Source organism: Paraburkholderia kirstenboschensis (assembly GCF_904848585.1).
Lineage (GTDB): Bacteria > Pseudomonadota > Gammaproteobacteria > Burkholderiales > Burkholderiaceae > Paraburkholderia > Paraburkholderia kirstenboschensis.
On record NZ_CAJHCR010000016.1, the window covers coordinates 109,442 to 128,647 of the forward strand.

The 19,206-nt window shown below is 62.6% G+C and carries 17 protein-coding genes; 5 read left to right on the plus strand and 12 right to left on the minus strand.

Annotated elements, in window-relative coordinates:
• Positions 1-43: 43 nt before the first annotated feature.
• From aroB to pilM, 6 genes are all read right to left on the minus strand, one after another.
• On the minus strand, positions 44-1,120 hold the full coding sequence (aroB, locus tag JMY24_RS29760; RefSeq protein ID WP_164853615.1) for a 3-dehydroquinate synthase: 1,077 nt from the start codon (positions 1,118-1,120) through the stop codon (positions 44-46).
• 8 nt (positions 1,121-1,128) lie between these two features.
• A complete protein-coding gene (locus JMY24_RS29765) occupies positions 1,129-1,680 on the minus strand; it encodes a shikimate kinase (protein ID WP_128595931.1) in 552 nt (183 codons plus the stop codon).
• A 106-nt stretch (positions 1,681-1,786) separates the two neighbouring features.
• Positions 1,787-3,505, minus strand: coding sequence for a type IV pilus secretin PilQ (locus JMY24_RS29770; RefSeq protein WP_201703410.1), 1,719 nt, complete (start codon positions 3,503-3,505; stop codon positions 1,787-1,789).
• A complete protein-coding gene (gene pilO / locus JMY24_RS29775) occupies positions 3,505-4,449 on the minus strand; it encodes a type 4a pilus biogenesis protein PilO (protein ID WP_128595932.1) in 945 nt (314 codons plus the stop codon). Before pilO ends, JMY24_RS29770 begins: the two co-directional genes overlap by 1 nt.
• Positions 4,446-5,198, minus strand: coding sequence for a fimbrial assembly protein (locus JMY24_RS29780; RefSeq protein WP_128595933.1), 753 nt, complete (start codon positions 5,196-5,198; stop codon positions 4,446-4,448). The genes pilO and JMY24_RS29780 overlap by 4 nt, the downstream gene beginning before the upstream one ends.
• A complete protein-coding gene (pilM, locus tag JMY24_RS29785) occupies positions 5,195-6,187 on the minus strand; it encodes a type IV pilus biogenesis protein PilM (RefSeq protein ID WP_128595934.1) in 993 nt (330 codons plus the stop codon). The genes JMY24_RS29780 and pilM overlap by 4 nt, the downstream gene beginning before the upstream one ends.
• A gap of 254 nt (positions 6,188-6,441) precedes the next feature.
• Between pilM and JMY24_RS29790 the strand changes: the two genes are divergently transcribed.
• On the plus strand, positions 6,442-8,835 hold the full coding sequence (locus JMY24_RS29790) for a penicillin-binding protein 1A (protein WP_128595935.1): 2,394 nt from the start codon (positions 6,442-6,444) through the stop codon (positions 8,833-8,835).
• Positions 8,836-8,928: 93 nt separating this feature from the next.
• Here the strand turns inward: JMY24_RS29790 and cyaY are convergent, their stop codons facing one another.
• Positions 8,929-9,246, minus strand: coding sequence for an iron donor protein CyaY (gene cyaY, locus JMY24_RS29795; RefSeq protein ID WP_027800384.1), 318 nt, complete (start codon positions 9,244-9,246; stop codon positions 8,929-8,931).
• A 35-nt stretch (positions 9,247-9,281) separates the two neighbouring features.
• Between cyaY and JMY24_RS29800 the strand changes: the two genes are divergently transcribed.
• The gene (locus tag JMY24_RS29800) at positions 9,282-9,638 is read left to right on the plus strand and encodes a lipoprotein (protein ID WP_128584680.1); all 357 of its coding nucleotides are present in this window, start codon (positions 9,282-9,284) and stop codon (positions 9,636-9,638) included.
• Between the two features lie 9 nt (positions 9,639-9,647).
• Positions 9,648-10,910, plus strand: a complete 1,263-nt coding sequence (gene lysA, locus JMY24_RS29805; RefSeq protein WP_128595936.1) for a diaminopimelate decarboxylase — start codon at positions 9,648-9,650, stop codon at positions 10,908-10,910.
• 84 nt (positions 10,911-10,994) lie between these two features.
• On the opposite strand, the gene msrQ is transcribed toward lysA, so the two are convergent.
• The 5 genes from msrQ to JMY24_RS29830 form a co-directional block, all read right to left on the minus strand.
• Complete coding sequence (gene msrQ / locus JMY24_RS29810) at positions 10,995-11,696, minus strand: protein-methionine-sulfoxide reductase heme-binding subunit MsrQ (RefSeq protein ID WP_193425178.1); 702 nt, start codon at positions 11,694-11,696, stop codon at positions 10,995-10,997.
• 11 nt (positions 11,697-11,707) lie between these two features.
• Positions 11,708-12,703 (minus strand): protein-methionine-sulfoxide reductase catalytic subunit MsrP, encoded by a 996-nt coding sequence (gene msrP / locus JMY24_RS29815; protein ID WP_128595943.1) that lies wholly within the window; start codon positions 12,701-12,703, stop codon positions 11,708-11,710.
• 183 nt (positions 12,704-12,886) lie between these two features.
• Positions 12,887-14,098, minus strand: a complete 1,212-nt coding sequence (gene ccsB, locus JMY24_RS29820) for a c-type cytochrome biogenesis protein CcsB (protein ID WP_128595938.1) — start codon at positions 14,096-14,098, stop codon at positions 12,887-12,889.
• A gap of 4 nt (positions 14,099-14,102) precedes the next feature.
• Complete coding sequence (locus JMY24_RS29825; protein ID WP_201703411.1) at positions 14,103-16,301, minus strand: cytochrome c biogenesis protein ResB; 2,199 nt, start codon at positions 16,299-16,301, stop codon at positions 14,103-14,105.
• 116 nt (positions 16,302-16,417) lie between these two features.
• Positions 16,418-17,071, minus strand: a complete 654-nt coding sequence (locus JMY24_RS29830; protein WP_201703413.1) for a c-type cytochrome — start codon at positions 17,069-17,071, stop codon at positions 16,418-16,420.
• Between the two features lie 217 nt (positions 17,072-17,288).
• On the opposite strand from JMY24_RS29830, the gene yihA reads away from it, so the two are divergent.
• Together yihA and hemB are read left to right on the plus strand one after the other, a co-directional pair.
• A complete protein-coding gene (yihA, locus tag JMY24_RS29835) occupies positions 17,289-17,942 on the plus strand; it encodes a ribosome biogenesis GTP-binding protein YihA/YsxC (RefSeq protein WP_201703415.1) in 654 nt (217 codons plus the stop codon).
• A 264-nt stretch (positions 17,943-18,206) separates the two neighbouring features.
• On the plus strand, positions 18,207-19,205 hold the full coding sequence (gene hemB, locus JMY24_RS29840; RefSeq protein ID WP_128595939.1) for a porphobilinogen synthase: 999 nt from the start codon (positions 18,207-18,209) through the stop codon (positions 19,203-19,205).
• Position 19,206: the final 1 nt, after the last annotated feature.

The window sequence follows — 19,206 nt, forward strand, 5'->3', positions numbered from 1 at the left end:
GGTCGACGCCGTGCGCGGCGCCTCGCTGCTAAAGCCGGCCTGGTCAGACGGCGGCGGCCAGCGTGGCGTGCACCTCGGCGTCGGGCGCCTGGGTGATGAGCGTCTCACCGAAACGCTTCAGCAGAATGAATTTGATCGCGCCGGCTTCCGCTTTCTTGTCGACCTGCATCAGTTCGACATAGCGCGATTCGCCGAGCGCCGGCGCGCGGGTCGGCAAATGCGCGGCGACGATGACGTCGACGAGCCGCTTGCGCGACGCTTCGTCCAGATAGCCGAGGCGCACCGACAGGTCCGCTGCCATCACCATTCCGCAGCCGACCGCCTCGCCATGCAGCCACTCGCCGTAGCCGAGTCCGGCTTCGATCGCGTGGCCAAACGTATGGCCGAAATTGAGAATGGCGCGCAGTCCGCCTTCGCGCTCGTCCTGCGCGACCACTGACGCCTTGATTTCGCACGAGCGCTTGACCGCTTCGGCGAGCGCTTCTGGCTCGCAGCGATTCAAAGCCTCGACATTGGCTTCGATCCAGCGGAAAAAGCCGGCGTCCGCAATAGCGCCCGTCTTGATGACCTCGGCCACGCCCGCCGCCAGTTCGCGCGCGGGCAGCGTGCGCAACGCGCCGATGTCGGCGATCACGGCCTGCGGCTGATAAAACGCGCCGATCATGTTCTTGCCAAGCGGATGATTGATGCCGGTCTTGCCGCCCACCGACGAATCCACCTGCGAGAGCAGCGTGGTCGGCACCTGAATGAACGGCACGCCGCGCATGTAGCAGGCAGCCGCGAAACCCGTCATGTCGCCGATCACGCCGCCGCCCAACGCAATCAGCGTGGTCTTGCGGTCGGCGCGCGAGCCGAGCAGCGCGTCGAAGATGAGGTTCAGCGTTTCGAGGTTCTTGTGGGCCTCGCCGTCCGGCAACACCACAGTGGACACCTGCTTGCCGAGCGGCGCGAGCGAGGCGCGCAGCGTGTCGCCGTAAAGCGGGTCGACGGTGGTATTCGTGACGATGGTGACCGAGTTGCCGGCGATGTGCGGCGCGAACAATGCGGTCTGACCGATCAGATCGGCACCGATATGAATGGGGTAGGCGCGTTCGCCGAGTTCGACATTGACGGTAATCATACGGCCCATTATGACGCAGGATGTTTGGCGACGCCGGCCATCTCGAGCTGCATCAGAACCATATTGACGAGTCCGTTGACCGAAGGCCGGCCGGTTTCGATCACGAAATGTGCGCATTCGCGGTAGAGCGGATCGCGTACTTCGTAAAGCGCTTCGAGGCGCGCTTTGGGGTCTTCGGTCTGCAAAAGCGGGCGATTTTTGTCGCGCCGGGTTCGCAACCACAGATCGTGCGGATTGGCGCGCAAATAGATCACCACGCCCCGGCTTTGCAGCGCCTGCCGGTTTTCCGGCCGCAGCACCGCGCCGCCGCCGGTCGCCAGCACGATTTCGTCGCGCCCGGTGAGCTCCGAAATGACGCTCGCCTCACGCTCGCGAAAGCCCGCTTCGCCCTCCAGCTCGAAGATCACAGGGATGCGCGCGCCCGTGCGCGCTTCGATTTCGTGATCCGAATCGAAGAACGGGCGATCGAGACGGCGCGCAATGGCCCGGCCCACGGTGGTTTTTCCTGCCCCCATGAGCCCTACAAAAAATACATTGGCGTGTGCGTCCCGCGCTTGCAACGGTGTCCTCTGGCTAATCCGGTATGGTTCGTGCCGCAGCTTACTGGCAAAGCGGCTGCCTTGTCGAGCCTGCGCGCCGCCGCGTTCCAGCGGCGGCAGCGTCTCCCTAATTCGTATGAACGACGCGCGGCGTGATGAAAACGGCCAGTTCGCTGCGCTGGTCGCGATGAGCCCGATGGCGGAACAGCGCGCCTAGAATCGGTATTTTGCCCAGGACCGGCACCCGAGTCACATCGTCCCGGCCGTCGGTCGCGTAGATTCCACCAATCGACACCGTACCACCGTCTTCCACCTCGACGCGCGTCTGCACGTGCTTCGTGTTGATCGCAGGCCCGGCGTCGGTCTGTTCGCCGACGCTGTCCTTCGCAACATCCAGGTCCAGCACCACGCGGCCGTCCGGCATGATCTGCGGCTCGACTTCGAGCTTCAGCGTGGCGCGGCGAAACTGCACACCCGACACGCCCTGCCCGACCTTGGCCTGATAAGGCAACTCGGTGCCTTGTTCGACCACAGCCTTCATCCGGTCCGCGGTGACGACGCGCGGACTGGAGACGATTTGGCCGCGCCCCTCGGCTTCCAACGCGCTCAGCTCGACGTTCAGGAGCCGCGTCGCGCCAGCTGCGAACAGCGTCAACCCGGCCGTCGCCGCGTCGAAACCCGCAATCGGCCGTGCCGACAGATCGTAGACGAGACCGTCCTTGCCGCCGCTCAAGCCTCGCGTGGTGCCGTCGGCGTTCGTACCGGCCATCGAGAGCCGCACGCCGAGATTGCGAGAAAAACCATACTCACCTTCGACGATGCGCGCCTCGATCAGCACCTGGCGCGTCGGCCGGTCGACGGAAGCAAGCAGCGCGGCAATCTGCGCGAGGCGTCCCTCCAGATCCGTCACGAACAGAAGATTGGTGCGCGGATCGGCGGTCACCGCGCCGCGCTTGGACAACACCCGCTGGTTGCCCGAGCCTGTCAGCAGGCGCCGCACGTCCTCGGCGCGCGCGTAGTGCAGCTCGAACGTGCGGCTTGCGAGCGGCTCCAGATCGGCGGTTCGCGCATGCGCCTCGAAGCGCTGCCGCTCGCGCGCTGCCAGATCCGCGATCGGCGCAACCCAAACCACGTTGCCGTGGCGCTCCATGGCAAGACCGTTGACATCGAGCAGAGTGTCGAACGCGACGCGCCACGGCACCTTGTCGAGCCGCAGCGAAACGGCCCCGCGCACTCTCTCGCTTGCGACGATGTTCAAACCGGTGAACTGTGCAAACGCGTTCAGCACCGCGCCGAGTTCGGCGCGCTGAAAGTTCAGCGAGATCGGCTTGTCGTCGGCGGCAAGCGACGCGTCGGCGGCAGTTTTCGGTGCGCCGCTCAGGCGCGCGAGCGGAGGCAACGGCACTGGCGGGCCTTCGAGCGCCGACGCGGCCGCTCCCGCCTCCCTGGCGGCGGCAGCCGGTTGCCGGCAAAGAGGCACCGAGCCGTCCGAGTCGTCCATTGCATCGTCTGTGCGGCTTTGCCCGGCCTCTGTCGGCGTGCGCAAGACGGCGGCGGCATCCGCGGAATCCTCGCGAAACGGGTTGGGCGTTTCGGCGATTGCACCGCGAGGCAGCGGCGGCGCATTGTATGGCGAGTCGGACGATGCAACCGCATCGTCCAGCGGCATGTAGGCAGGCAACGGAGGCAGCGATGGAATCACGGCTCCTGCCTCGCCGGTGTTTAACGCCGCGCCAAGAGACAACATCACCGACAGCCCGACGCGAACGCAGGCACGAACGCTCAAGACCGCGGCAGCACCGACAGGTCCACGCCCGTCGACGCGCAGCAGCTCCGTTATGCTCATCACGAAGCCTCCGCGAGTTCAAGCGTCCGCGTTTCAGCGCCTCTGGCGAGCGTAATGCCGAACGTGTCGAAGCGCGTGACGCGCTCGTCGCCGATCTGCTGCCCGGACGCGACAGTAGTCGCGCCCTCGGGCGTATCGAACAATGCGAGACCGCGTGCGCGATCGTGCAGCAATCCGACAAGACGAAGTTGTGCCTGTCCGGGCAGCTCGATCGTCGCTTGCATCTGCGCGGGAGAGAACGGATCGAAGAACACCACATCTTCTTCGTCATCCGAATCAAGGCTCGCGTCGGCAAGCTCCTGCATCGTCAGGCTGGCAGGCGCCGGGCGTAAGCCGCTGTACACGCGCAGTGCCGCGCTCACCGAAAGCGCAGACCCGTCCCGCTTGATGACGACGTCGACGGGAACCATCAGCACCGGCAGTTCGGTCAGTCCGCGCATAAACGACATCAGGTGAATGAAGTCAGTGCGCGCGGCAAGCTGCAGCGGGCGCTCGCTCTGAGCGCCCGTACCGCTCGCGGCACCGGGCTCGACGGCCAGCAACACCACGCCGTTCTGCGCGGCGAGTTCTGAAACCACGCGCACGTCGTCGGCCGAAGTCCATTGCTTCGGCGCACGCGAAACGGTGACCATGGCCGTGGTGGCCGTGCCTGCCGCCGCGGCTTCACGGCGCAGCGACGGCAATTGCGCAAGCGCACGCCTTGCCTGGGCCAGATGCTCCGCGCTTGCCTGCAGTGCGGCGCGGCTCGCTGCCAGACGCCCTAAATCGGCCACGATCCAGCCATGCGCCCCAAGGCTGAACACGACGAGCGCAATCAACAAAGCAATCGCCCAGCGGCGACGCGGGCTCCACGTGTGAAGCGGCGCGCGCAGACGTCTGATTAAATGCGACAGCGACACGCGCGGCTGTGGCACCCCGCCGAACCCGGCAAAAGTCGTACTCATTTCGAACCTCCAATGTGATCGGCCTTTGCTTTTTGCGATGCCGCGGCGCTAGCGCCTTTGTCCGCCGTATGTGCAGCGCCCTCCCAATGCAGGCGAGCGCCGAACTCGATTGCGGCAGCCGCTCCTGCGTTTGCATTTGTATTTGAATTCGCACGCGGTGACGAGCGATGCGACTCGCTCATTTCCGCACCGGTAACGCCGGGAATCGCACCGAGACGCTTAAGCCACTGCGCGGAATCGATATGCGCTCGCGATGTCGCCACCAGTTCCGTCTCGCGCTCGTGCTGGCGAAGCTGCTGCAATAACACGCCGTCGCCCGGTTCGAAACTCAGCGCGTCGAGCAGGTCGCGCAGATAAGTGAGCGGCTCGGACAAACGCTTTGCGCGAGCGGCTTCGTCGCGTTGCTCGTCGCGCGCCCGTAGCAGACTCGCATGCTCGGCCAGCGGCGCGGCGAGTTGCGCAAGCGATTGCTCAATCGACGCACGCTGCGCATCGAGCCGCGCCTTTTCTATCGCCTGATATCCGGCTAGCGCGAAGACCGCTGCGAAGCCGGCCAACGCTGCAATAGCCCATGTCAGTAGACATCGCCGGCGGGTAAACCGCGCCTTGCGCTGTCGATGAGGCAGCAAATTGAAGCCGCCGAGCCATGGCTTGACCGGACGAACGGCGTGCAGCCGACGCATGTCGTGCTCGACATGCAGTTGCGCCGCTGCGTGAAAGCGCCCTGCATCGAAAACGGCGGCGCTCATTCGAATACCCCGCGCAACGCAAGTCCGAACGCGACCGCGCCCGCCGCTTCATGCAGAAGCGGATCGTTCACTTCACGTGCAACTGCACCCAGCGCCGCGCACTCGAACGGCAATACAGTGCAGCCCAGAATGTCCGCGATATCCGCAATCGAGAAGCCAACGCCCTCCAGCAGTTCCACCTCGCCGCTCACGAGCGCGCAGTCGAGCACCGGACCATGCACGAGGTCGCGCAACGCGTCTGCGAGATCCGAATGTTCCGGCGCGGGGTAACGCATCTCGGCTGCGATGGTGTCGTCGACGAGACGCCAGGCATGCACGCCGTCCGTGCCGATCCATAACGCGACATACGGTTCGTGCGGATCGAGTTCGTGACTCGCGGCATAGCGCATGGCCCGCAGCGCAGCATGCGGTTCGCCGTCGATCGCCGTGAGTGAGATGCCGGCGGAGGCCGCGCATTCGATCCGCGCTTCGAGATGCTGACGCCCGGTCGCAGCAATCGTCACGGAGCGAACGGGCGACGGCCTGTCGTCGACGAACCAGTCGACGGCCAGCGCATGGCGCTCGAGTCCTGCAATGCGTTCCACTTCGTTCATTACAGCCGGCTCGAGTTCGGCGAGCTCGTGCCCGCCGTCTTCCGCGCAGCCGCTTTGCGCCGCGAGCCGCGCTAGCGGCACGGTGGCGGTCAACGTCGCTGACGCGGGCACGGCCATCGCGCATCGCAACGCCTGTGACGCGCACGAGTGAGGCATATCGGCAAATGCGTCACGCAACGCGCGAGCGACTGACTGGCGGTCAGCGATCTCGGTGCCGGCCATCGCATTGGCGGGAAGCGGCACTGTGCACGCATATTCGATTTGCAACGAAGCGCATGCGCGCGCACGCTGACTCACGACGACGAGCCGCACGTTCTGCGTACCCACGTCGATACCGGCAGCGAAACGCTGCACCCCTGATTGCACGGCTTCCAGCCATGAATTTCTTAACGTCATACCGCCCTCCCTGAGACTCACGCGGCGAACCATTCGAACGCGAGTAGCGAGGAAGAATTGTGCGTAAGCACGCCCCTGAGCGACACTCAGCCAAACGGCTAACGTTACGTGCCGGCCGCCCCGACGATCGTCAAAGCAGCTACAGTGAAGCCTCATTTCACGCGGTGCAGAGACTTGTAAAGAACTGTCGGTAAGCATGCCGAAAGCTGAAAAGCTGGGCGGCTATAATCGCGGGACTGTTTTTTGGTGCCTATATGCAATCCACGTCTCCCACGTCTCCGCCGCCCGCGCCGCAGAAGCGCAAACGCCCGTTGTGGCTCAAGCTCCTGCTGGGCTTTTTCGGGTTGATCGTCGCGGGCATTGTGTGCGTGCTGCTGGTGCTCGGCTATGCGCTCGTCGTCGCCACGCCCAACTTGCCCTCGCTCGACGCACTCACCGACTACCGGCCGAAAGTGCCGCTGCGCATCTATACCGCCGACCATGTGCTGATCGGCGAGTTCGGCGAAGAACGGCGCGACATCGTCCGCATTCAGGATGTGCCCGACAGCCTGAAGAAAGCCGTGCTCGCAATTGAAGACGCGCGCTTTTACGACCATGGCGGCGTCGACCTGACCGGCATCGCGCGCGCCGGCATTGTCGCGCTGACCAACGGCCATGCGACGCAAGGCGCGAGCACGATCACGATGCAGGTAGCGCGCAACTTCTTCCTTTCGAGCGAGAAGACCTACACGCGCAAGATTTACGAGATGCTGCTCGCCTACAAGATCGAGTCGAAGCTCACGAAAGATCAGATTCTCGAGGTCTACATGAATCAGATCTATCTGGGCCAGCGCGCGTACGGTTTCGCGAGCGCGGCGCGGGTGTACTTCGGCAAGGATATGAAGGATCTGACGCTCGCGGAGTCCGCAATGCTGGCCGGCTTGCCGAAAGCGCCGTCCGCGTATAACCCGGTGGTGAATCCGAAGCGCGCGAAGGTGCGTCAGGAGTACATTCTTCAGCGCATGTACGAGTTGCATTACATCAACCAGCAGCAGTACGACGAAGCGAGCCGTCAGGCGCTCGTCGTAAAGGGCGCGGGCAAGGAATTCAGCGTGCACGCCGAGTACGTGGCGGAAATGGTGCGCCAGATGATGTACGCGCAATACCGCGAGGAAGCGTACACGCGCGGTCTCAATGTGGTCACGACGATCGACTCCGCGGATCAGGACGTCGCCTATCGCGCATTGCGCAAAGGCTTGATGGACTATGAGCGGCGCCACGGCTATCGCGGCCCGGAAGCGTTCATCAACCTGCCGTCCGACGCGGACGACCGCGAGCAAGCCATCGACGACGCATTGCTCGAACATCCCGATAACGGCGAAATCATTGCGGCAGTCGTGACGGCGGCGAGCCCGAAGCAGGTGCAGGCGACGTTTATCGACGGCAATGTGGCGACGGTTCAGGGCGACGGACTGCGCTTTGCACAGTTTGCATTGAGCGCGCGCGCGCAGCCGAACCAGCGCGTGCGGCCGGGTGCGGTCATTCGCCTAGCCAAGAACGACGACGGTGAGTGGGCAATTACGCAATTGCCACAAGTCGAAGGTGCGTTTGTTTCGGTGGTGCCGCAAGACGGTGCGATTCGCGCGCTCGTCGGTGGCTTCGACTTCAACAAGAACAAGTTCAACCACGTCACGCAGGCATGGCGTCAGCCGGGCTCGAGCTTCAAGCCGTTCATTTATTCGGCGTCGCTTGAAAAAGGACTTGGACCTGCAACCGTAATCAACGACGCGCCGCTATTCTTCAGCGCAGCGGAGACAGGCGGCCAGGCGTGGGAACCGAAGAACTACGGCGGCGGCTTCGACGGCCCGATGACCATGCGCACCGCGTTGCAGAAGTCGAAGAACCTGGTGTCGATTCGCATCCTCAACCACATTGGTACGAAGTACGCGCAGCAGTACATCACGCGTTTCGGGTTCGATGCGGACCGTCATCCGGCTTACCTGCCCATGGCACTCGGCGCGGGTCTCGTCACGCCGCTACAAATGGCGGGTGCATTCTCGGTATTCGCGAACGGCGGCTATCGAATCAACCCGTATCTGATTGCGGAGGTCACCGATCCGCGCGGCGTCGTAGTCGCGCATGCGCAACCGCTCGTCGCCGAGCAAAGCGCACCGCACGCGATCGAACCGCGCAACGCCTATGTGATGAACAGCCTGTTGCAAAGCGTCGCGCAGCGAGGCACGGGCGCCAAGTCGAACGCGCTCAAGCGCACCGACCTCGGCGGCAAGACGGGCACGACGAACGATTCGCGAGACGCGTGGTTCGCCGGTTATCAGCACACGCTCACCGCGATCGCGTGGATCGGCTACGACAACCCGCGCAGTCTGGGCGACAAGGAAACCGGCGGCGGCCTCGCGTTGCCGGTCTGGATCGAGTACATGGGACGCGCGCTCAAAGGCGTGCCGGATTACAAGATGCCGATGCCCGACGGAGTGGCCGAAGTCGGCTCAGAACTGTATTTCGACGAGTTCACGCCGGGCCACGGTTTCGTTTCGACGGTCGGCATCAGTCAGGCGGCACTCGACGAATCAAGCGCTGCGTCCGCCGCACCGGGACAGGTCGGCGAGCAGGAGAAGCAGGACATCATGAATCTGTTCCGCGGGCACTGACGCAGCGACCTGCGTGCTGCAAAAAAAGCCGCCGCGCTTCAACTGCGCGGCGGCTTTTTTCGTTTGATATGCGTTCAACAGCTCGATGTTGGTTCAGGCTTCGAAATGCACCGGCTCGCCGGCCTGCTGCGTTGCGTACTCCGACAGCGCCGCGAAAAATTCGTTGCCGCTGCGCGTGTCGCGCCACTCGCCGTCGACGAAACGGTAGTGGAAACCGCCCGCTTTCGCGGCAATCCAGATCTCGCTCATCGGCGGTTGCAGATTCACGATGATCTTCGAGCGATTCGCAAATTCGAGGGTCAGCACGTTGCCGCTGCGCTCGAGTTCGATGTCGGCCTCGGTGTCGTCCAGCGCGCGTTCGATGGCGGCTAGCGCGGCCTCCGCACGGGTCAGGTAATCACTATCGGACATGCTAAACTCCATCGATTATTTATTCAGGGACAGTCATGCGAGTCGTATCTCGGATGCGCGCGGCGGCGCCCGGCCGCGCGATTGTAGCGGGTTTAGCCATTCTCGCAGGTTGCGCACTCGGTGGCTCGCTTGCCGGCTGTGGACAACGCGGTTCGCTCTATTTGCCCAGCGTGCCGCCTTTGCCGGCCAAGCCTATCGACCGCACGCAGCCGCCGTCTCCTGACGAAGTACAACCCGGCGCCGAAACCGCGTCCGACGCAGACTCCATTCCTGACACGTCCGGCACGCCGCTCTCGCTCGCGCCCGCAAACGAACTCTCGGCGTCTCCTTCAAGTGCGGGTTCTGCTGCTTCGGCTTCGCAGCCCGCTTCCGCCGCCACTCCCGTTCAATAAGACTTCCGCATGACTCGACCTGCATTTGACTACGTCAACGGCGTGCTTCACGTCGAAGGCGTGTCCGCCGTTTCGCTCGCCGAACAATTCGGCACGCCGCTTTATGTGTACTCTCGGGCCGCGCTCACCGACGCGTGGAACGCGTACGCGGGCGCGTGCGCCGGCCGTCGCGCGAGCGTGCACGTGGCTGTGAAGGCCAATAGCAATCTCGGGGTGCTGAACGTGTTCGCGCGTCTCGGCGCGGGCTTCGACATCGTATCGGGCGGTGAACTGGCTCGCGTGCTGGCAGCCGGTGGCAAAGCGGAAAACACCGTGTTTTCCGGCGTCGGCAAACACTCGAACGAAATGCGCGAGGCGCTCGCGGCGGGCGTCAAGTGCTTCAATGTCGAATCCATTCCGGAGCTCGATCGCCTGAACGCGGTGGCCGCCGAAATGGGCAAGAAAGCGCCGGTTTCGCTGCGCGTGAATCCCGACGTCGATGCGAAGACGCATCCGTACATCTCCACGGGGCTGAAGTCGAACAAGTTCGGCGTCGCGTTCGAAGAGGCGCGCCCCACGTATCAGGCGGCAGCGGCCATGGCGAACCTCGAGGTTGTCGGCATCGACTGCCATATCGGCTCGCAGATAACAGAAGTGGCGCCTTATCTGGACGCAGTGGACAAGCTTCTGGAACTGGTCGAACAGATCGAGAAGGATGGCATTGCCATTCGTCATATCGACGTGGGCGGCGGCCTCGGCATCACTTACGACGACGAAACGCCGCCGGACATCGGCGAGTTCGTACGCACGGTGCTCGATCGCATCGAGGCGCGGGGTCACGGCCATCGCGAAGTGTATTTCGAGCCGGGCCGCTCGCTAGTTGGGAATGCCGGCGTACTGCTCACGCGCGTCGAATTCCTGAAGCCGGGCGCTGAGAAGAATTTCGCTATCGTCGACGCGGCCATGACCGAACTCGCCCGCCCGGCGATGTACGAGGCGTATCACGCCATCGACGCCGTCGTTGAGCGCGACGTGCCCGCGCATGTGTACGACGTCGTCGGACCGGTGTGCGAAAGCGGCGACTGGCTGGGGCGCGAACGGCTCCTCTCCGTGGAGCCGGGCGACCTGCTCGCGATTCGCTCGGCGGGCGCCTACGGCTTCGTGATGAGTTCGAACTACAACACCCGCCCGCGTGCAGCGGAGGTGATGGTTGATGGTACACAAGCGCATGTAGTCCGCGCGCGAGAAGAAGTCCATCAGCTGTTTGCAGGCGAAACAGTTTTGCCGGCGTAACCAGCGTCGCAAATCGGCTGCATATAAAAAAGGCGATGCCGTTGCGGCATCGCCTTTTTCGTTAGCGCTTACGCTTGCGCGTAGTTAGCGCGGCTTCAGCTTGCTCCGCTCGCGTAGCCACACAATCAGACGCCAACCCAGCAGCGCCAGCATGATCGCGCCGTAGATTTTCGGCAGGATCAGGTCGTGCTTGCCCGCTTTCATCCACCAGAAATGCAGAATCGCCAGCGCGCCGATTGCATAGATCGCGCGGTGCAACGTCTGCCAGCGGCGGCCGAGCTTACGCACCATTGCGCGCGGCGACGTTGCGGCCAATGCGATCAGCAGCACGAACGCTGCAAAGCCCACAGTAATGAACGGCCGCTTGCCGATGTCCTTGACGATCTCCGCGACGTCGAACCATTTGTCGAACCAGAGATATGTCGCGAAATGCAGCGTCGCGTAGAAGAACGCGTACAAGCCAAGCATGCGGCGAAACCGCACGAACGCTGCGATGCCCGTGATCCGGCGCAGAGGTGTCACGGCCAGCGTGATGCAGAGAAACACGAGCGTCCACAGGCCCGTTGAGCGCGTGATGAACTCGATCGGGTTCGCGCCGAGCCGGTCGGTCATGCCGAACAGCACGATCCGGACAAGCGGATACCACGCCGCGATGAACACCGCAATTTTCGCGGGCACGACCCAGCGCGAGCCAGCGGCGGGACGCTTTGCCGGCGCTGTAGCACGTGCATTGTCTCGCGGCGCATTGCGCCCGGTGCGAGTGACTGAATGGGTATCGGAAGCCATCGTCATGTCGCTCAGAAATTCTTCTTCAGGTCCATGCCCTGATAAAGAGACGCCACCTGATCGCCATAGCCGTTGAACAGCAACGTCTTGCGCTTGGGCGTGAAAAAGCCGTCTTCGCCGATGCGCCGCTCGGTCGCCTGACTCCAGCGCGGATGGTCGACATTCGGGTTCACGTTCGAATAAAAACCGTATTCGCTCGACGCATAAGTGTTCCAGCTCGTCGCCGGCTGTTTTTCGACAAAGCGGATTTTCACCAGCGACTTCGCGCTCTTGAAGCCGTATTTCCACGGCACCACCACGCGAACCGGCGCGCCGTTCTGGTTCGGCAGCACCTGACCGTACACGCCCATGGTGAGCAGCGTGAGCGGATTCATCGCCTCATCCATGCGCAAGCCTTCCGAATATGGCCAATCGAGTATCGGCGTGGAAAGTCCCGGCATCTGCGACGGGTCGGCCAACGTAATGAACTGAACGTATTTCGCGTTGCCCGTCGGCTGCACGCGCTTGATCAGCTCTGCGAGCGGCACGCCGATCCACGGAATCACCATCGACCACCCTTCGACGCAACGCAGCCGATACACGCGCTCCTCGAGCGGCGCGAGCTTCAGCAGTTCGTCGATGTCGTAGACCTTCGGGTTCTTGATCTCGCCTTCGACGCTTACCTTCCACGGCCGCGGGCGCAGTGTTCCAGCGTTGTGCGCCGGATCGGACTTGTCGGTGCCGAACTCGTAGTAGTTGTTGTACGTGGTGATGTCCTTGAACGGCGTGATCTTGTCCAGCGCGACGAACTTCGTGTTCGTTCTGGCCGCCAGTTTCTGCGCTTTCGGATCGTTCGAGGTGTAAGCCGCCAGCGCTTCGCCGTTCACGCCGATCAGACTGCCGAGCGCCAGCGCGCCTGCCGCCTGCAACACGCGCCGCCGATTCTCGAAAATGTGCTGCGGCGTGATTTCGCTACGAGCGATATCGTCGCCGATGAGTTGAATCCTGTCGCTTCGCTTGATCCACATCATGCTGCTCCTTGCCGGCCGCCGTTTCAGACATCTAACGGGGCCATGGTGATGATCGCTCGTCGGGCCATCCATGCGTACTCTTATGACGAACACATTCGGCGCGCAAATATTCCGTCGGCCATAAAAAAACCGCCGGTGCGAAACACGCGGCGGTTCTTTGTCGGTTTGGAACAGCGGATATTACAGCTTGCCGTAACTATGCAAGCCCGACAGGAACATGTTCACGCCAAGGAACGCAAAGGTCGTCACGAGCAGGCCGGTCAGCGCCCACCACGCGGCGACCGCGCCGCGCAGGCCCTTCATCAGACGCATATGCAGCCAGGCCGCGTAATTCAGCCAGACGATCAGCGCCCACGTCTCCTTGGGGTCCCAGCTCCAGTAGCCGCCCCAGGCTTCCGCCGCCCAAAGCGCGCCGAGAATCGTCGCAATCGTGAAGAACGCGAAGCCGACGGCGATCGACTTGTACATGACGTCGTCGAGCACTTCGAGCGCCGGCAGGCGGTCGGCCAACATGCCGCGCTCCTTCGCCAGATAAGCGACTGCGACCATTGCCGACAACGCAAAGCTTCCGTAGCCGATGAAGTTCGCCGGCACGTGGATCTTCATCCACCAGCTTTGCAGAGCCGGAACGAGCGGCTGGATCTGCTGCGCGTCGCGGGCGACCGAATACCACATCAGAAAACCGACGGCGGCGCCGATCACCAGCAGCACGAACGCACCGAGCGCGCGCGTGTTGTAGTGCTGTTCATAGTAGAGATAGAACAGCGCGGTGATCAGGCTGAACAGCACGAACACTTCGTAGAGGTTCGAAATGGGAATATGGCCTACGTCCGCGCCGATCAGATACGACTCGTACCAGCGCACCATCAGACCGACGAAGCCCATCAGAACGGCGGCCCAGGTCATTTTCGAGCCGATCGCGGCGCCAGTGGGCGAGCGCGAGAGCAGGCCGATCCAGTAGAAAACCGTGGCGAACACAAAAAGCGCACTCATCCACAGAATCGCGGACTGGCTCGACAGGAAATACTTCAGGAAGAAGGCGTTGTCCGCCCGGCTCAGATCGCCGTGATAGATCTGGATGGCCAGCAGCGACAGCGCCGCAATGCCCACCATCAGCGGACGCACGGGTTTCCAGCGCCAGCCGAGCACGACGAAGACCGGCACCGCGCACACCAGCACCAGTTTGTCGTAGTAATTCATGAACGGGTAATAGCGCGACAGCGCGAACCCGGCGCCCGCGACCATGGCGAGGGCGAATAGCCAGTCGGCGATGCCAAGCCGTTTCAGGAACGGCCGCTCGTCGTATTGGGCAACGTTGAACGCTTCGTCCGCGGACACCTTGGAGGGCCGGGCGGATGAAGGAGAAGATGAGGAAACCTGAGTCAAGTCCATGGTATTACCGGGTCGAACCTTGTGAGCTTGCGGACGGCGTGCCGGCGTTGCCGGACGATACATCGGTGAGCTTCGCGCCCAGCGCGGCGCCGACTGCGTCGCGCGTCTGAACAAATTCTTTTTCGAAGTCGAGCGTTTTGCGCGCGCTCGACATGGCCATCACGACATTTGTGCCGTGCTCAGTATCTTTGAGCCAGAACCAGAGGCGCCGTTCGCGGACGTAGAACATCGAAAAGATGCCCAACACGAGGAGCAGGCTGCCAAGATACACGACTTTTTTGCCGGGCGCGCGCGTCAGCTGAAATACCGAGGCTTGCACCTGCTTGAATGAGTCGAGCTGCAAATAGACCGGCGATCCATACAGAAAGCTGTCGGATATCGCATTGATCGAGCTTTGTACGAAGCGGCTCGAATCCGCGTTGGCCTGCGCTTCTGGCTCGCCGAGTTGCTGGCGTGACAGTTGCCAAAGATCCCACATCGAGCCTTCGAGCATGCGCAGCAACAGGCCTGCAGCCTTTTCCTGCTCACCTTTCGGCACCGAATGGTCGATGAATCCGGCGATGGCCTGGAAGCCGCCTATTGGCTGCCCGTTCGGCATTTTGACGGTGTTGTCCGCGCCGGCAAAAAGGGTCAGCACGCGCAGCGCGCTTTCTTCCAGGTGCTGCTGCAATTCAGTGTTCGCTTCGGGCACCGAGCGCTGCGCGAAGCGGTGAGCGGCTTGCGCGCGCATTTCCGGGTTTTCCAGCGTTGCGCGCAGGTTCATCCAGTCCTTGACGGTCCCACCGCTGTCGGCGGGAATGCGCAGATAGCGGAACGGATCGTCGGGATTCAGGCGCATGCCCGCGAGGAAGAATCGTTCCCCGGCAACCGCCACCGGCAGCATGTAGTTGTTGTACTCGCGCGCCTGACCGTCCTTGTCGCGCACCTTGTACTGCACCGAGGGGCCGACGTTATGCAGATCGAGCGGCTTGGAGGTCTTTGCGCCCGAGCCGAGGCGCTCGTCGAATGCTTCCTTCAGCGAGCGATGGGCGGCGACGCCGCGCGCGTCCGTCTGGCCGCTGCCATTCGAGATGTTCTCGACGTTGATCGCGCGGAAGTCGGTGAACTCGACCGTCTGCCCGTCGGCAAGCGACGTGGCCGAACTCAACGGCGCATTGCCTCCGATCGACCCGCCGAACGGCGCGGTTTTCGCGCTGGCGCCCGTCATCGGGTAGGCCGTCATCTGCATTTGCGAGCCGCCGTCCTGGAAGCTCGATTGATAGATCGACACGCCGTCGTATTCAAACGGCTTGTTCACCTCGATGCGAGCCGGCACGCGCGCGCCGGTCTTGTGATCTACCACGACGATGTCGCTAGCGAACAGCTTCGGCATGCCCGTGGAGTAATAATCGACAATGAACTTCTGCAACTCGATCGAAAACGGCAGGTCCTGAATCAGCGAGCCGTCCGGCTGGTTGAGGATCGCGGTGGACACGTGCTGCCCTTCCGGCACCCATGCGTAACCGCGGAATGTCGGGTTCGATTGCGACAGGCGATGTTCCGGCGGGATGTCATTGATGACGGTGTTCGCGCGGATCGGCGATTTGTCGAACAGCCACATTTGCAGCTTGATCGGCAGATTGCTGTCGAGCAGGCCACCGAGGCAAATCACCACGATCGCAATGTGCGCGGAGATGTAGCCGAGCTTGGTCAACGCGCCGCGCTTGGCCGCGATCAGCGTGGCGCCGTCGGACTCGCGCGTAACGAACTTGTAGCCTAGCTTGGCGGACAGTTTGGCGAGCACCGCCGCCGTCTGCGCACGCGTGCCGTGCACCGCGAATTCGCCCTTGTGATGGAACGCGCGCAGGCTGGCTTCGCGGACCTTGTCTTTCCAGCTCTTCGTGTCGGCGATCATTTTGGGCGCGTTGCGGATCACGCACAGCGACACCGACACCATCAGAAAGCCGAGGATCAGCATGAACCACCACGAGCTGTAAACCGTGTAAAGGCTCAGCGCGCGGAAGATATCGGCCCAGAATGGGCCGAACTGGTTGACGTAGTTGGGATAGGGATCGTCCTGCGTGAGGACGGTGCCGATAATGCTGGCGATCGACAGAATCACGAGCAGCGCAATGGCAAAACGCATCGAACTCAATACTTCGACGACGCTGCGCACGATGCGATTGCTCGACTTCGACTGCAAACCCGACGTGGTGACGCTCATTCATACTCCGACTGAACAGCAAAAAAGGGTGAAGGGCGACCGTTGACACGACGCCCCCACCCTTTTCTTGTTTTTTACCGGCCTCGGCGGGCCGGTTGCAGTTGCGCGCGGACCTCTTAGTGCAGGCCCGCGATGTAATCGGCCACAGCTTTGATCTCGCTGTCCGACAGACGCGATGCGACAGCATGCATCGCCTCGTTGTTATTGCGCGCTCCGGGGCCCTGCGTGAACGCGTTCAACTGCGCCACCGTGTATTCAGCCCATTGGGCCGACAAGCGCGGATATTGCGACGGAATGCCTTGACCCGTGGGTCCGTGGCAACTCGCACAGGCCGGCACGCCCTTGTCCGCAATGCCGCCTCGATAAATCTTCTGCCCGAGCGGCACCGTGTCCTTGTTGTGCGCATAGCCGGGCTTCGGAGCCTGCGCCGCAAAATAGGCAGCGACGTTGACCATATCCTGGTCGGACAGCGCTGCCGCCATAGCCGTCATGATCGCATTGTTGCGCGCGGGCTGCTTGGCGCCGGGCTGCGGCTTGAAATCCTTGAGTTGCTTGACGAGATAGTCGGGATGCTGACCCGCCAGCTTTGGGTATGCGCCGCCGGCACTATTGCCGTCTGCGCCGTGACATGACGCGCAAACCTGCACTGCGATTGCCTGCCCCCGATTGACGTCCGGCTTTGCCGGATCTGCTGCTCGTGCCTGAATTGCCAAACCTGAAAGACCTGCTGCTACATGAAAAACCATCAGAGCCTTGCACAGTCGATTCATTCGCACACCCTGTCTCGTCTTGTGGGATTTTAGAGGTTTTGCACAATACGACGGCGACCCGAGTGACCGCCAGGAGCCGCCGAGGCACGCGGGCTGGCCCCCTCAGGTTTTCAGTAAACCATCGTATTGTACAATAACTCGCTAATCGCTAAGACGCCAGTCGGGCTTGACCCGTCCCCACTCCGGGTTCCCCGGCGTCTCGAAATCCGGCCTGATCATGTCCTTCCTGCTCCACCAATCCCGCTTTTTCACGACCGTCAATCACCTTCGTGATCTGCCGGCCACCGCTCAGCCCGAGATTGCTTTTGCCGGGCGCTCGAATGCGGGCAAGTCGACAGCCATCAATATCCTGTGCAATCAGAAGCGGCTTGCATTCGCGAGTAAGACGCCGGGGCGCACCCAGCACATCAATTACTTCTCCGTCGGCAAGGCGGACGAGCCCACGGCCCATCTCGTCGATCTGCCTGGCTACGGTTATGCGGAAGTGCCTGGCGCAGCCAAGGCTCACTGGGAAGCGCTGCTTTCCACCTACCTGCAAACGCGTTCGCAATTGCGCGGCATGATCCTCATGATGGACTCGCGCCGGCCGCTGACCGATCTGGATCGGCGAATGATCGAGTGGTTCGCTCCTACCGGCAAGCCGATCCACACGCTGCTCACCAAATGCGACAAATTGACGCGCCAGGAAAGCGTAAATGCGTTGCGCGCGACACAGAAGGGTTTTGCTGAATATCGTGCGGCGGGTTACCAGGGCGAACTGACGGCGCAACTCTTCTCGGCGCTCAAGCGGGTAGGTATCGACGAAGCGCACGAACTGATTGAAAGCTGGCTGATTCCCGAAATGAAGGGCGAAACGGACGCTGCGCAGTAACCGCGCGACGCGTTTTCCTGGAGCCTGAACGCGCTCTTTGTGCCGCCCATAAAAAAACCCGCCGCTTTAACGGCGGGTCAAACAGCCTAATCGAAAAACGACAGGCACCCGCTCAGGGAGGAGAAGCGGGGAGGTCAGCGCCAAGCGCCTTGCTCGATCGGTATGATATACCATTGTCTTGAAAAGTTTCCGTGAGTGGGCGCCGGCTCCCGAGCACCACTCGCGTCACTGCCCCACGTCAAGACATCCACGATCTTCAATTCCATGAGCTTCTACCCGCACTTCCGTCCTCGCCGCATGCGCCGCGACGACTTCTCGCGCCGCCTGATGCGCGAGAACATTCTCACCACCAACGATCTGATTTACCCCGTCTTTGTTGTCGAAGGCACCAACGTGCGGCAAGCCGTGCCGTCGATGCCTGGCGTCGAGCGGGTTTCGGTCGACTTGCTGATGAAAGTCGCCGAGCAGTGCGTCGAGCTTGGCGTGCCAGTGCTGTCGCTGTTTCCGGCGATCGAGCCGTCGCTGAAAACGCCCGATGGCCGTGAAGCCACCAACGCCGCGGGTTTGATCCCGCGCGCGGTGCGCGAGTTGAAAAAGCACTTCCCCGATCTGGGCGTGCTCACCGACGTCGCGCTGGATCCGTACACGAGCCACGGCCAGGACGGCGTGCTCGACGAAAACGGCTACGTGATCAACGATGAAACCGTCGATATCCTGATCGAACAGGCACGCGCGCAGGCCGAAGCCGGCGTCGATATCGTCGCGCCCTCGGACATGATGGACGGCCGGATCGGCGCCATCCGCGAAATGCTGGAAAGCGAGGACCATGTCCACACGCGCATCATGGCTTATGCGGCCAAGTTCGCGTCCGCGTTCTACGGCCCGTTCCGCGACGCCGTCGGCTCCGCGACGAACCTCGGCAAGAGCAACAAGATGACGTACCAGATGGACCCCGCCAACTCCAACGAGGCCTTGCGCGAGGTGCAAGCGGACATCAACGAAGGCGCGGACATGGTGATGGTCAAGCCGGGCATGCCGTACCTGGATATCGTGCGCCGCGTGAAGGACGAGTTCCAGTTCCCGACCTACGTCTATCAGGTGAGCGGCGAATACGCGATGCTGAAGGCAGCGGCTCAGAACGGCTGGCTGGATCACGACAAGGCGATGATGGAATCGCTGCTCGCCTTCAAGCGCGCGGGCGCGGACGGCATTCTGACCTATTTCGCGCTGGATGCAGCGCGGATTCTTCGCTCGCAGAAGTAGT

Excerpts from the sequence above, each read along its gene's own strand:
- msrP (WP_128595943.1), bottom strand. The coding sequence starts at position 12,703 with ATGTGGATCAAGCGAAGCGACAGGATTCAACTCATCGGCGACGATATC.
- JMY24_RS29780 (WP_128595933.1), bottom strand. The coding sequence starts at position 5,198 with ATGAGCGCCGCCGTTTTCGATGCAGGGCGCTTTCACGCAGCGGCGCAA.
- hemB (WP_128595939.1), top strand. The coding sequence starts at position 18,207 with ATGAGCTTCTACCCGCACTTCCGTCCTCGCCGCATGCGCCGCGACGAC.
- JMY24_RS29830 (WP_201703413.1), bottom strand. The coding sequence starts at position 17,071 with ATGAATCGACTGTGCAAGGCTCTGATGGTTTTTCATGTAGCAGCAGGT.
- aroB (WP_164853615.1), bottom strand. The coding sequence starts at position 1,120 with ATGATTACCGTCAATGTCGAACTCGGCGAACGCGCCTACCCCATTCAT.
- yihA (WP_201703415.1), top strand. The coding sequence starts at position 17,289 with ATGTCCTTCCTGCTCCACCAATCCCGCTTTTTCACGACCGTCAATCAC.
- pilM (WP_128595934.1), bottom strand. The coding sequence starts at position 6,187 with ATGACGTTAAGAAATTCATGGCTGGAAGCCGTGCAATCAGGGGTGCAG.
- JMY24_RS29790 (WP_128595935.1), top strand. The coding sequence starts at position 6,442 with ATGCAATCCACGTCTCCCACGTCTCCGCCGCCCGCGCCGCAGAAGCGC.
- lysA (WP_128595936.1), top strand. The coding sequence starts at position 9,648 with ATGACTCGACCTGCATTTGACTACGTCAACGGCGTGCTTCACGTCGAA.
- pilO (WP_128595932.1), bottom strand. The coding sequence starts at position 4,449 with ATGAGTACGACTTTTGCCGGGTTCGGCGGGGTGCCACAGCCGCGCGTG.
- JMY24_RS29770 (WP_201703410.1), bottom strand. The coding sequence starts at position 3,505 with ATGAGCATAACGGAGCTGCTGCGCGTCGACGGGCGTGGACCTGTCGGT.
- cyaY (WP_027800384.1), bottom strand. The coding sequence starts at position 9,246 with ATGTCCGATAGTGATTACCTGACCCGTGCGGAGGCCGCGCTAGCCGCC.
- ccsB (WP_128595938.1), bottom strand. The coding sequence starts at position 14,098 with ATGGACTTGACTCAGGTTTCCTCATCTTCTCCTTCATCCGCCCGGCCC.
- msrQ (WP_193425178.1), bottom strand. The coding sequence starts at position 11,696 with ATGGCTTCCGATACCCATTCAGTCACTCGCACCGGGCGCAATGCGCCG.
- JMY24_RS29825 (WP_201703411.1), bottom strand. The coding sequence starts at position 16,301 with ATGAGCGTCACCACGTCGGGTTTGCAGTCGAAGTCGAGCAATCGCATC.
- JMY24_RS29800 (WP_128584680.1), top strand. The coding sequence starts at position 9,282 with ATGCGAGTCGTATCTCGGATGCGCGCGGCGGCGCCCGGCCGCGCGATT.